Source organism: Halomonas halocynthiae DSM 14573 (assembly GCF_000425725.1).
Lineage (GTDB): Bacteria > Pseudomonadota > Gammaproteobacteria > Pseudomonadales > Halomonadaceae > Halomonas > Halomonas halocynthiae.
In genome coordinates this window covers 330422-342822 of record NZ_AUDZ01000013.1, presented here as the reverse complement: position 1 = coordinate 342822, position 12401 = coordinate 330422, and the positions used below count along the sequence as shown (strand labels likewise).

Below are 12401 nucleotides of genomic sequence, written 5' to 3'. Positions count from 1 at the left end.
TAAACAAACTGATTCAACATATTAGCTTCAACACATTTGCAAAGGAGTCACGCATGCAGGATCGCAACTGGTGGCTAGCAACCGCTCTGTCTGGCGCCATACTTGTAGCCGCTGGCGCTTTCGCGGCCCACGGGTTGTCGGGTCTTTTATCACCCAAGCTGCTGCAAACGTTTGAAACCGGCGTGCGCTATCAGGCCTGGCACACCCTGGCCATGCTTGGCGTGCTGGCATGGCGATCAGCCTGCCCGTTAGCTGGGCAACACCGAGTATTAGGGCTATGGATGCTTGGCATATTGCTGTTTTCAGGCTCGCTATATGCCTTAGCACTGAGTGGCGTTAGCCGTTTGGGCATCATCACGCCGTTTGGTGGCGTATTCATGATTGCAGGCTGGCTAGCACTCGCCTGGTGCGTCATGCGCACTCAGTCATCATTATCTGGCAGGACATAGGTCGCGGTCACTACGGCAACCGGTTCTTTTTCGCCGCTGGAAAATAGCAGCACTTCACCCACCGCTAAGCGGCGGCCCAGCTTGAGAATATGGGCGTTGGCAATTAAGTCTCGGTCACTACGTGGCCGCCGCAAAAAACGGCAGTGCAGGTCGCTGGTCACTGCCATGGGCTCAGGCCCAATTTGCGCCAAAATAGCCACGTATAGGCACACATCCGCCAGCCCCATCAACGTCGGGCCTGACACGCTGGCACCGGGGCGCAAATGCTCATCCTCCACTGCCAAACTCATGGTGGCGCGCATATCACTCACGGCCTCGATTGTGCCAGAACGCTGAGGGAACACCTCATCTAAGAAGTCTTCAATGGCAGAGGCCGTCATCATCGTCATGTGTCGCTCCCTACACGGCTGATGTTAGTAAAAACCTAAACTCTCAACTCTATCGATGCACCTTGGTCAACTTACCGCACACAGTAGCCGACCCTGATCACAAAAACATCGCCCCCGTGAAATGATCAACGAGGGCGATATCTCTACAGGCTGTTACCGTTAGCTGGCCTTGTGAACTTCACGCCAATGATGAAGCAGCGGCTCAGTGTAGCCCGATGGCTGAACACGGCCTTTAAAGATCAGATCAGAGGCGGCCTTGAAAGCATCAGACGCATCAAGGTTGTCACTCATCGGCGTATACGCCGGGTCGCCATCATTCTGTTTATCAACCACTTTTGCCATGCGTTCTAACGTTTCACGCACCTGCGCTTCGTCTATTACACCGTGCAACAACCAGTTGGCCAAATGCTGGCTTGAGATCCTCAGCGTGGCACGATCTTCCATCAAGCCCACATCATGAATATCCGGCACTTTGGACACACCAACACCCTGCTCTACCCAGCGAACAACGTAACCAAGAATGCCTTGGCAATTGTTGTCCATCTCCTGCTGGCGCTCCTCACTGGTCCAGTCGGCCGACTCTGCCACTGGCACGGTAAGAAGCTCGTCGAGTAGCTCATCACGCAGCTGTGCCTCATCCTCTGATTCTAGCTCACGCTGCACATCTTCTACGCTGACCTGGTGATAGTGCAAGGCATGCAGCGTTGCTGCCGTAGGCGACGGTACCCAAGCGGTGTTGGCACCCGCTTTGGGATGGCCCACTTTTTCTTCAACCATGGCCGCCATCAAATCAGGCATGGCCCACATGCCCTTGCCAATCTGCGCGTGGCCGCGCAGACCACAGGCCAAACCTACCAGCACGTTGCTGCGCTCGTAAGCGCTGATCCAAGGAGCGCTCTTCATATCGCCCTTACGGATCATCGGCCCAGCGTTCATGGCGGTATGCATTTCATCGCCGGTACGATCAAGGAAGCCAGTATTGATGAACGCCACGCGTGAGCTCGCTTGGGCTATACAGGCCTTAAGGTTGATCGAGGTGCGACGCTCCTCATCCATAATGCCCATTTTCAAGGTATCGCGAGCCATGCCCAGCAGGTCTTCAATACGCGAGAACAGCTCACTGGCAAAGGCCACCTCATCAGGGCCATGCATCTTGGGCTTAACAATATAGACTGAACCCGTGCGCGAGTTGCGCGGCTCACCTTCTGCCTTGTTGAGGTCGTGCAAAGCAATCAAGCTGGTTACGATGCCATCGAGAATGCCTTCAGGCAGCTCATTACCCTGCTCGTCAAGAATCGCAGGTGTGGTCATCAAATGGCCCACGTTACGCACAAACATCAGCGAACGGCCTTGCAGCGTCAGAGGCTCACCGCGCGGATTGTTCCACTGGCGGTCAGGATTCAGAGCACGTGTGTAGCTCTTGCCGCCTTTGGTAATTGCTTCACTGAGGTCACCTTTCATCAACCCCAGCCAATTGGCGTAAACCGCCACTTTATCCTCGGCGTCGACAGCCGCCACGGAGTCCTCACAATCCATGATGGTGCTAACAGCCGCCTCGACCACAACATCTTTCACATTGGCTGGGTCAGTCTTGCCAATAAAGTGATCAGCATCTATCTGAATTTCAAGGTGCAATCCATTGTTAGAAAACAGAATTGCCGACGGCGCACTGGGGCTGCCTTGATAACCAATCAGCTTACCCGGCTCTTTGAGGCCTGTTTCACGACCGTTTTCAAGCGACACGACCAAGCGGCCATCGCGTATGACATAACGCGTCGCCTCACTGTGGGAGCCAATTGCCAGCGGCACCGCACGGTTGAGCACACGTCGCGCATACGTCACCACTTTTTCAGCCCGCTTGGGGTTGAAGCTGGCCCCCTTCTCGGCACCCCCCTCTTCTGCGATGACATCCGTACCATAGAGCGCATCGTAAAGACTTCCCCAGCGGGCGTTGGCTGCATTCAACGCATAACGAGCGTTGTTGACCGGCACCACCAGCTGAGGCCCTGCCTGACTTGAAATTTCACGGTCCACATTGCTTGTAGTCACCTGCACGTCGTGCGGCGGCTCAACCAAATAACCGATTTTTTCCAGAAAGCTGCGGTAAGCGGCAAGGTCGCGTACCGGCCCAGGGTTCTGGCTGTGCCAGGTGTCCAACTCAGCCTGCAGGCGATCACGCTCAGCCAGTAACTGCTGGTTGCGCGGCGTCAATTCATGGAAAATAGCGTCCGCACCCTGCCAGAAATCATCAGGGGTAATGCCCGTGCCCGGCAACGCCTGCTCATTGATGAAACGGTCAAGTTCAGCTGCAACTTGCAGCCGGTGACGGGTGATGCGTTGGGTCATGAGAGCAACCTCCTAGTAAGAACCCGCCCTGCTTCAGGCCATGGGCAAATGCCGGATATGTGGACAAAATCACGTTATTACTTAATATTGTGGAAAAATTTTTCAGTTGTAAAGTGAGCCATCCCAACCCTTGGCAACTATCGACCAAAAGACTATTTAAGACACAATCTTTCACCGACTGCCGCATGACGCTAGCATGGCAAAATGATGGAGAAAACAATGCTCGACTTCAGCCCCTTGCTAGCACACGGCCCTCTCGCCCCTGCAGAGCAGAGCCTCATATTACGCCGTTATCTTGAGCATTACGGTATGGCACCTCTACTAACGGAGCGTGCCGGACTGGAAGTCGGCTACCTGGACGCTAAGGGGTATCGCCTCTGGACACAAATCTGGAGTCCCCCTACACCAATGGGCACCGCCTTCGTCGTCCACGGCTATTACGATCACCTTGGGCTATACCGCCATCTGATTGAACGCCTATTAGCTCATGGCTGGCGCGTCGTGTTGTGGGACTTACCAGGGCACGGTTTGTCTAGTGGCGAGCGCGCAACCATTGCTGACTTTGACGAATACGGCGAGTGCTTACGCAGCCTTCAACAACAATTGATGGCGCGTGGCCTTGCACCTCGTCCATGGTTTGGCGTAGGGCAAAGTACTGGGGCTAGCATTTTGGCCACTGATGCCTTGCGTCACGGCGGCGAAGACCACTGGGCTGGGATAGCACTACTGGCACCTCTGGTTCGCCCCCGAGGCTGGCCACAAACCAGCCTAGTGCACTCACTAGTCAGCCCTTTTTTAAGAAGCATTCCGCGCCGCTTCAATAACAACTCCAACGATGCCGAGTTTTCCAGCTTCCTGCGCGAACACGACCCGCTACAGCCAAACCGGCTCCCAGTCGAATGGATCAGCGCCATGCGCCGCTGGATTCCTCAGTTACTGGCATTACCGGCCAGCCAGATACCCGCCTTGATCCTGCAAGGAGAGCAGGACCGAACGGTAGATTGGCAGTGGAACCTGAAAATACTGACGGAAAAATTTCCGCGCGCTCAGGTCTACCGTCAGCCGGTAGCCCGTCATCACTTGGTCAACGAAACCGAAATCATACGTCAAGACCTGTTGGACACGTTGGGGCGCTTCATTGATAGCCTAGTCCCGGATGAGGCGAGCGACGACGTACCCGAGCCATCCGAGCCAGAACCACACAAAGGGCCAACGCTATGATGCGGCGACAACGGTTGATTCCACTACTCGTGCCGATCCTGCTGATGGCTCTGCTGAGCGCCTGCGCCAGCTCTCCTGACCGCCCCCAGACAGTTCGACAAACATTGCTTACTCTGGGTGAGCGCGGAGCCAATGCCGTGCTAAAGGCACCACAGCTACCAAAGCCCCAGTACGATCAAGTGCTGTTACTGGCCACACCAGAAATTGACAGCCAACTTGGCATTACCCCACAGCAGCTACTGGAAGGCCTCGCACGCGGACTGCTCAATGCTGACCAAGCCCCTCAGATTCTTGACTGGGCTAAGGAGCTGCCAGAAAACACCAACGATAACCTATGGTGGCTGGACAGCCGGCTAGAACTCACCTCGTTGCCGCTATCTGCCTCTGGCCGAGTAGTGTTGCCATACACACTAACTCTCACGCTACGTCGCCCCGGCAGCCAGGCTGCGCTATGGCAGACCAGCCTAGATGGCGCCTTAGACGCCAACGCACGCTAAGCCATGCTCGACCAGAAAATCGATACCTAACGGCCCTGCCGGTTAAATACCGCCAAGCCGTATTCATTGAGAAACTCCACCGTCATCGACCGCACCACACCATCACCTGAAACATCGAAGGTCAGCGAAGATACCGAACCTGATGGCATGTTTTCCGTGAATACGGGGAAATAGAAAACGTCACCCGCCCAGTGCTGCACCTCAAATGTCTGTTCATTTGGGCCAAGTGTCAGGACCAGCGTGGCGTCATTTTGCTGTATTTTCGCAGGGCCGAAATAAGCGTTGTCGTACTCCCCCTCCAACAACTCAAGATCAACGCTCGGCTCAGAATTCTTCGGGCGCTGCTGCCCCAAAAGTTCACCAAGGGGCGACGTCATTTGGGCAAATAACTGTTGATACCCCGCAAGCCATTCCCGTTGCACTTCGCCATATTGAACCAGATCCATAAATTGAGCCGTTATAGACTCAGCAGCGCCCACCGGAGCCGCATTGGTAAACACGGCAATGCCCAGCTCCTCTGACGGCAGCATCATGTAGTTGGTGCCAACACCCAAGGTAAAAGCTCCAGAGTGACTCAGCATGGTGCGCCCGGAGGCTTGAGTCGCCACATTGGTTCCGAAGCCGTAGAAGCTGGCACTCTCCACCGGCGTTGCAGGATGGCGTGAAATCACCTGAGGCGTAAGCGCTGGCGTCAGAGCCTCTTCTTCAATAATCACCTTGCCGTCATAGCGACCTTGCGACAGCAACATGATCATCCAACGCGAAAAATCAGCAACCGATGTACTGACCCCACCCGCTGGCGACTGAGGGTCTGGCATACGCTGAGCTATTGGCTCGAACATTCCCCCAACAATGGTATGGCTCACGGCGCGATTATCCTGTGCCATAAAGTCGTCGAACCGAGAGCTTGTGGAGGCCATACCAAGCGGCGCATAAAGTGTGTTTTCCGCCAGACTCGCCCAGTCCACTCCCGAGGCGGTTGCCACGGCTTCAGCACCAGCCGTCAACCCAAAATTGGTATAGGCATAGGTGTTGCGAAAGGCACCAAGAGGCAGATGTTTTAAGTGTTCCAGGATGTATTGCCGACCATACCCGATGTCTTCTAAGTCGTCTCCGGCATGATCAGGCAGGCCTGAGCGGTGAGCAAAGAAATCACCGATGCTGACATGTTCACTGACCCAAGAATCCTGCAGTTGGAACCAAGGCAAATACTGCTGAACCGAATCATCCCAACTGACGACGCCTGAACCCACCTGATGAGCGACCACACTGGCCGAAACAGGCTTCGACAGAGAGGCAATCTGGAACACGGTATCAGCGTCTATCCGCTCAGGCTTGCCTGCTTCACGTACCCCATACCCTTTGGCAAAAAGTATTTTACCTTGGTATACAACAGCCACCGCCAAGCCAGGAACACCTGTTTCTGTCATGGCCGTTTCGACTAAGCCGTCAAGCTGATCAACCGCATCCTTAACCTGGGCGGCAGTAATCGGCGACTCAACCACTTGCGCCCATGCTCCAGTCGCGCCAACGCCGAGTGCCAGAACCAGCGCCAACACGCCTCTTTTCGTCGTTCTAGACCAGTAAGCCACGCGTTTTCGTGCAATAACACTTTTCATAATACGGTCCCCACCGTGACTCGACATCAACGCACACGCTACATTTTAGTTACATTGTATTACCCCCCTTGTAGCTGGCGGTCAAGCTGGCGATAGCCAATTGCCTCCATCAACTGCTCACGGGCAGGCCGTGACTCACCGGCGAGGTCTGCCAGCGTTAACGCCACCCGCAAAACACGATGGTACGCGCGAGCCGAAAGTTTCAGCCGCTCTAGCGCAGCAGCTAACCAAGCCCGGTCGGCGCTTTCTAACGCACACACGTCTTCCAAATCACGGCCACTCAACAAAGCATTTAACGCACCTCGCTCAAGCTGGCGCTGCCTTGCCGCCAGTACCCGCTCACGCACATCGTCAGATGATTCACCGCGAGTTTGAGCGGTCAACTGCTCTGGTGGTAGTGCCGGCACCTCTACTTGCAGGTCGATACGATCCAACAACGGCCCTGACAGCCGTGCCTGATAGCGCTGTATCTGATTGGCGGTGCAGTGGCACTGCTGACGCGAATCGCCTAAATGCCCACAGGGGCAAGGGTTCATTGCCGCCACTAGCTGAAAACGCGCTGGATAACAGCGCTGATGATTGGCTCGAGCAATATAAATTTCTCCAGATTCCATAGGCTCTCGCATCACCTCTAGCACCTGACGCGGATACTCAGGCAGCTCATCAAGAAACAACACACCATGATGGGCCAGAGAAATCTCCCCTGGCCGAGGGCGCGAACCACTGTCATTTTCAGCAATTAGTGCGACCCTCAGGGCGTAATATCGGGCTATTATGGTAGTCTGTACAGGATTGAGTGCGACAGAATTAATAGCAATTGATGCGACAGGTCTTGTTTTATTCAACATTTGGTGCGACTGCCCATGCCACTGCCTACATCCGTTCGTAAAATCGGCCCTACCCGACGAAGTGTGTCTGGCTACTATGCCTTTCGCGGGGAGGAGTCTATTGCGTTCGAGTCGACGCTCGAACGTGATTTCCTCATCAAGGCTGACTTTGATGTGAGCGTCCTTGGTGTGATATCCCAGCCGTGCGAGATCCCGTTTCATCATCCCGTGACCGGTAGGCGCTACACCTACACACCTGACTATTTGGTTTATTACCGTCTCGGTAACCGTCATTACAGGGATTACCCAAAACCTCTCCTGGTGGAGGTCAAACCACGGGAAAAGTGGCAAGCACATTGGCGTGAATGGTCGCCTAAATGGAAGGCGGCGATACGGCATGCCAACAATGAGGGCTGGGCGTTTCGCATTCATGATGAAAGCCGCATTCGTGATAAGACCTTGGACAACATTACCTTCCTAGCGCGCTACAAGCGGATGGTGTTTCCCTCTGTCGAAAGCCAGGCAGTCCTCAACACGGTGAGGGAAATGGGGGTGGCGACCTTGGATTACCTGCTTTCTCGGCACTTTATGGGCGATATTTACCGGGCAGAGGGGATTGCGCATTTATGGCATCTACTGGCGACTCGGCAGTTAGATTGCGATATGGCCCAATCCTTCAGTCCTCTATCGGAGGTATGGGTACCCGATTATGAATAACCATCGTGGCAGCGCAACTGAACCCAATAACGGCGTCGCCCAAACACGCCAACACTTGCAGATTATGGTGGGTGAGCAGGTTCAGAAAGATGGCACCGTTTACCGAATTTCCCAGGTGCTCGATTTTGAGACAGTCATTGGCATTGCCGTTGAGTCCGGGCGTAGTTGCCCGCTTCGCATCAAAGAACTAGCGCCTCTCAATAGCGGGTCCGTATCCCCTGAGCAGGATATGTCCGAGATTGGGGATGCCGATTGGCGGGAGGCCGAGCATCGCTTTTCCATCATTAAGCCCTTGGTGGATCGCCATACGGTGGGGCGGGATGCAGCGGAGGAGCGTGCGAAACAAACGGGGGTTGATACGGCTACGATCTACCGTTGGTTGAAGCGGTATAAAGCGACGGGCTCGGTGCTCGCATTGATTCCTCAAAAGCCAGGGTGGAAGAAGGGAAAGTCGCGTATTCCCGCGCATGCCGAGGCAGTGATTCAGGAAGTCATCAAAGAGGTGTATTTGACGCTGCAGCGTCCGTCCGCACAAAAAGCGGTACAGGAAGTCATGCGGCGCTGCCATGAACGGCGCATCGACCCGCCGAGCCCTGGTACCGTTCGTGCTCGTCTGCGTGATATCCCAGAGCGTGACCGGTTGCGTGGCCATGGTTTTAGAGACAAAGCCATTAACAAGTTCCAGCCGGCTGCCGGAAAATTTCCCAATGCGGACTATCCGTTAGCCGTTATGCAGATTGACCACACGCCTGCCGATATTATTTTGGTCGATGACGTGTATCGCAAGCCGATTGGTCGCCCATGGATTACGTTGGCCATGGACGTGTTTACTCGCATGGTCACGGGGTATTACTTGTCGTTTGACCCGCCCTCTGAAACATCTGTCGGCATGTGTGTGGCGCACTCCATGCTTCCTAAAGATGAGTGGTTGCTACTGCATAATGTGGAGGCTGAGTGGCCGGTATGGGGCACACCCGCCACGATTCATGTCGATAACGGCCCAGATTTTCGCTCTGAGACGTTTCGGCGCTCATGCCTAGCCTATGGGGTCAACCTTGAGTTTCGGCCTGTTAAGCAGCCTCGTTATGGTGGCCACATTGAGCGGGTACTGGGCTCTCTTCTAAAGGAAATCCATAACCTGCCTGGGACGACCTTCTCCTCCATTAAAGAGAAAGAGGGATACGATCCAGAGAAGCACGCGGCCATGACGAAAAGCGAGTTTGAAGAGTGGCTGGTGACGTTGATTTGCAAGGTTTACCACCAGCGCCTTCATTCTGGGATTGGTATGTCGCCGATGAAAAAGTGGGAAATTGGTGTGTTTGGCAATGCGGATGTGCAGGGAGTGGGATTAGCGCCGAGGCCTGCTGACAGGCTCTCTGTATTGCTCGATTTTTTGCCCAGCTTTCAGCGTACGATCCAGACCTTTGGTGTGACCATCGATGGCATAAACTATTACGATGAAGCGCTAAGACCTTGGATCAATGCCAAAGATCCAGACATGCCAGACAAGAAACGCACCTTTGTTTTCCGGCGCGACCCTCGCGACATTAGTGTCATTTGGTTCAAAGACCCGGAGCTCGGGCACTATTTTCGCGTGCCCTTTGCCAATCTTGCCCTCCCCTCGATGAGTGTTTGGGAGTATGCCCAAGCTAAAGCGCGCCTTCGGCAGGAAGGAAGAAACTCGGTCAATGAGACTGAAATTCTACGCGCTATTAGTGAGCTGCGAACCCATGTGGAGGAGTCGCAAGCACGTACTAAGCGAAGTCGCCGTCAGGCACAACGACGTAAAGAGCATGAGAAGAAGGTGACGCCTGCAGATCCCCTTTTACATGCGCCCTCAACTGCGGCCCCTAAAGAGACACCCGCTCAAGGGGACGGTCTTTTAACGGGTGATATCGATGTGAACTGGGACATAGCATGAGCACACACCTTCATCCTGATCTTCGTCACGTCTTGGGGCTGTCCGCTAAAGAGCGAATGGAGTTTATGGATCAACCGCGCTGGTTGGGCTATCCATTGGCCAATCGTGTCATTGAGGTCATGCGTGGGTTGATGGAGAAGCCCAGTCGTCCTCGTATGCCTAACCTCTTGCTCGTGGGTGACTCCAACAACGGAAAGACAACCATCGTTCAACGGTTTCGTAAGCAGTACGGTGAAGGCTACGTGAATGAAGACGTAGAGCCCGTGAAGCCTGTTGTTGTCACTCAGGCTCCCCCGAGTGCCGATGAGAAAAGTCTGTATATCGCAGTGCTAGAGAGTTTCTGGGCTCCCTACCGGCCTACAGATCCTGTTCCCAAGCTGCGCTACCAGGTGATTCATCAACTGCGTGCTTGCCATACGCGCTTACTGATCATCGATGAGTTTCACTCTCTGTTAACCGGTGGTGCTGTTAAGCAGCGCGAAACGATGAATGCCATTAAGCTTTTATGCAATGAGCTAATGATTCCCATCGTTGGTGTGGGGACGCAAGATGCTGTGCGTGTGCTGCATTCAGACCCACAGCATGCGAGTCGCTTTGATGTGGTCGCGTTACCAAAGTGGGAGCTCAATCAGGAGTTTCAGAAGCTGCTCGCTGGCTTTGAGAAGATATTACCTCTCAAACATCCTTCCCAACTGCATGAGCCCCAATTGGCGACCCAGCTCCACGCGATTTCTGGCGGTAATTTGGGTGACCTGCACCGGCTGCTGATTGAGTGTGCAAATGCCGCTATTTTGTCTGGAGCTGAGTGCATCGATGAGAAAATTATTCAGAGTAAATCATGGGTGCGGCCCACCCGTGGCATTAGGGAAGTGATGCTGTAATGACCTGGGCGCTGAGTGTGCCCCTGCTGCCTGAGGAGTCCCTTTCATCATGGCTCGTTCGGGCGGCGTTGCGACAGGGGTGTGATCCTTTGTCGCTCACCGGGGCTATTTGGCCAACATGGCGTATATGGACGAGGGACATTGATAGGGAAATACCCCTCGCAAGAATGCGCCCATTAGTGAATGCCTCGGGGATATCTTCCGCTAAGTTTCAGAAAGCGGGGATGCGGGACGATTGTGAGAAAGTGGTCGGTTACTCGTTACCGGAAACCCGGACTTGGCCCTGGTTGTTGGCACTCGGCAGCCGAAATCGAACCCGCCATGGAGGACAACAGGTATGCACGTTGTGCTTGGCAGAGGACTCAACCCCCTACTTGCGCCGGCACTGGCGATTCGCTTGGCACACTGGGTGCCGCTTTCATGGGGTGCAGCTGGTAGATGAGTGCCCAGCATGCAAGGCCCCTATAGAGCCCCATCGCCTGACAGCGGAAGATCAACATTTAGCTCAATGCAGCCGGTGTCATAACGATTTTAGAAAGGCGGTATGCACGTCGCCTTTACCTGAAGCGTTCAGTGTTCAAGTGATGGCTGATCGTGTGTTAGAACAGGATAAGGTGACGTTTAGGCAGGCCTCTATCGCACCCGCCGATTGGTTTTCTATGGTGGCCTTTTTTATTGGCGTTATACGGCGTGCAAGTCGGCGGCCTGTGTCACCCCTGGCCGATGCGCTTCTTTCATTGGGCATTTCGGTTACGGATTGCCGAATGCCTGTGTCTGGCCTGGCGTTTGAGCTGCTGGCTGTCAGCGAGCGTAGTGCCTTATTGGTAGCGTTGGAACGCTTGCTCAGTATGGGCCTTGAAGAAACGTTCAGCGTTCTGGTCGCGTGCAATGTCAAAACGAGCGCGCTTCATGATCCCCGAAGGTCGCCCCCCGTTGTGTTGTTGCCGCTGCTATCACGGTTATCTCACCACCCTCATGGGCCGCATCGCCGCCGTGTTCCCCCGGCTTGTCGCCCCATGTCGGAACGCGCTGTTAGAGCCTCATGGGCGCGTTTAAAACGCAGAATGAAAGCGGAGCCAACCTCTTGAATCAACACCAAACGGTCGACTGCGATGAGTGTGGCCGAGAAGTCTCCAAATTGTGGCGACGCCATAAAGGGCACGGCTACTGTTCAACTTGCTATGCTCGTGTGTTTAAGCGGCGGATGTGCCCACGATGTGGTGAGTTAGCCCGTCTGCCTAAGAATGACCCAGACGCCGTCTGTCGTCAGTGCAACGTTGACAAACCGTGTGCACGATGTGGAAAAGCCAGTTCAGACTACAACATCGGCAAGGTCACTCCCTACGGCCCTGTCTGTATCGCCTGCGCTCCCTATTTCAAAGAACCAGAGCCCTGCGAGGCGTGTGGGAAAGCATCTCAACGTCTTACCCGAGTGGCGCGTATGGGGCATGATCATCGCTTATGTCCACGCTGTTCGACAGCAGACCACGGTACCTGTTCTGCATGTCGTCGACATCGTTTATTGGTGGTGGCA

The 12401-nt window shown here is 54.6% G+C and carries 10 protein-coding genes and 1 pseudogene; 7 read left to right on the top strand and 4 right to left on the bottom strand.

Translation table 11 applies throughout. The features are described 5' to 3' along the window. The first annotated feature begins 53 nt into the window (after nt 1-53). The gene (locus H616_RS0101630) at nt 54-449 is read left to right on the top strand and encodes a DUF423 domain-containing protein (RefSeq protein WP_027965789.1); all 396 of its coding nucleotides are present in this window, start codon (nt 54-56) and stop codon (nt 447-449) included. On the opposite strand, the gene H616_RS0101625 is transcribed toward H616_RS0101630, so the two are convergent. Both H616_RS0101625 and H616_RS0101620 read right to left on the bottom strand, forming a co-directional pair. Beyond that, nucleotides 422-838: a PaaI family thioesterase gene (locus H616_RS0101625; RefSeq protein ID WP_027965788.1), complete on the bottom strand. Its 417-nt coding sequence runs from the start codon at nt 836-838 to the stop codon at nt 422-424. The genes H616_RS0101630 and H616_RS0101625 overlap by 28 nt on opposite strands. Before the next feature lie 159 nt (nt 839-997). After that, the gene (locus H616_RS0101620; protein ID WP_027965787.1) at nt 998-3184 is read right to left on the bottom strand and encodes a malate synthase G; all 2187 of its coding nucleotides are present in this window, start codon (nt 3182-3184) and stop codon (nt 998-1000) included. A gap of 219 nt (nt 3185-3403) precedes the next feature. Between H616_RS0101620 and H616_RS0101615 the strand changes: the two genes are divergently transcribed. After that, on the top strand, nt 3404-4405 hold the full coding sequence (locus tag H616_RS0101615; RefSeq protein WP_027965786.1) for an alpha/beta hydrolase: 1002 nt from the start codon (nt 3404-3406) through the stop codon (nt 4403-4405). Next, nucleotides 4402-4902, top strand: a complete 501-nt coding sequence (locus tag H616_RS0101610; protein WP_240470512.1) for a hypothetical protein — start codon at nt 4402-4404, stop codon at nt 4900-4902. Before H616_RS0101615 ends, H616_RS0101610 begins: the two co-directional genes overlap by 4 nt. A gap of 26 nt (nt 4903-4928) precedes the next feature. Here H616_RS0101610 and H616_RS14000 read toward each other — a convergent pair whose 3' ends face one another. Together H616_RS14000 and H616_RS13995 are read right to left on the bottom strand one after the other, a co-directional pair. After that, entirely contained in the window at nt 4929-6521 is a 1593-nt protein-coding gene (locus tag H616_RS14000) for a serine hydrolase (RefSeq protein WP_084155629.1), read from the bottom strand. A 59-nt stretch (nt 6522-6580) separates the two neighbouring features. Further along, nucleotides 6581-7243, bottom strand: a pseudogene (locus H616_RS13995) (ATP-binding protein); the annotation flags it as partial. A 141-nt stretch (nt 7244-7384) separates the two neighbouring features. Between H616_RS13995 and H616_RS13990 the strand changes: the two are divergent. Genes H616_RS13990 through H616_RS15790 form a run of 4 tightly spaced genes read left to right on the top strand, consistent with a single transcriptional unit; the run spans nt 7385 to nt 11955 of the window. Beyond that, complete coding sequence (locus H616_RS13990) at nt 7385-8065, top strand: heteromeric transposase endonuclease subunit TnsA (RefSeq protein ID WP_022521280.1); 681 nt, start codon at nt 7385-7387, stop codon at nt 8063-8065. Then, nucleotides 8058-9986, top strand: a complete 1929-nt coding sequence (locus tag H616_RS0101590) for a Mu transposase C-terminal domain-containing protein (protein WP_016916422.1) — start codon at nt 8058-8060, stop codon at nt 9984-9986. Before H616_RS13990 ends, H616_RS0101590 begins: the two co-directional genes overlap by 8 nt. Further along, nucleotides 9983-10867 (top strand): TniB family NTP-binding protein, encoded by an 885-nt coding sequence (locus H616_RS0101585; RefSeq protein WP_022521282.1) that lies wholly within the window; start codon nt 9983-9985, stop codon nt 10865-10867. Before H616_RS0101590 ends, H616_RS0101585 begins: the two co-directional genes overlap by 4 nt. Continuing rightward, on the top strand, nt 10867-11955 hold the full coding sequence (locus H616_RS15790; protein ID WP_081139052.1) for a TniQ family protein: 1089 nt from the start codon (nt 10867-10869) through the stop codon (nt 11953-11955). The genes H616_RS0101585 and H616_RS15790 overlap by 1 nt, the downstream gene beginning before the upstream one ends. The last annotated feature ends 446 nt before the right edge of the window (nt 11956-12401 follow it).

Coding starts and splice junctions, on each gene's coding strand:
- H616_RS0101625 (WP_027965788.1), bottom strand. CDS start 838: ATGACGATGATGACGGCCTCTGCCATTGAAGACTTCTTAGATGAGGTG.
- H616_RS0101590 (WP_016916422.1), top strand. CDS start 8,058: ATGAATAACCATCGTGGCAGCGCAACTGAACCCAATAACGGCGTCGCC.
- H616_RS0101615 (WP_027965786.1), top strand. CDS start 3,404: ATGCTCGACTTCAGCCCCTTGCTAGCACACGGCCCTCTCGCCCCTGCA.
- H616_RS0101585 (WP_022521282.1), top strand. CDS start 9,983: ATGAGCACACACCTTCATCCTGATCTTCGTCACGTCTTGGGGCTGTCC.
- H616_RS0101610 (WP_240470512.1), top strand. CDS start 4,402: ATGATGCGGCGACAACGGTTGATTCCACTACTCGTGCCGATCCTGCTG.
- H616_RS13990 (WP_022521280.1), top strand. CDS start 7,385: ATGCCACTGCCTACATCCGTTCGTAAAATCGGCCCTACCCGACGAAGT.
- H616_RS0101630 (WP_027965789.1), top strand. CDS start 54: ATGCAGGATCGCAACTGGTGGCTAGCAACCGCTCTGTCTGGCGCCATA.
- H616_RS14000 (WP_084155629.1), bottom strand. CDS start 6,521: ATGAAAAGTGTTATTGCACGAAAACGCGTGGCTTACTGGTCTAGAACG.
- H616_RS0101620 (WP_027965787.1), bottom strand. CDS start 3,184: ATGACCCAACGCATCACCCGTCACCGGCTGCAAGTTGCAGCTGAACTT.
- H616_RS15790 (WP_081139052.1), top strand. CDS start 10,867: ATGACCTGGGCGCTGAGTGTGCCCCTGCTGCCTGAGGAGTCCCTTTCA.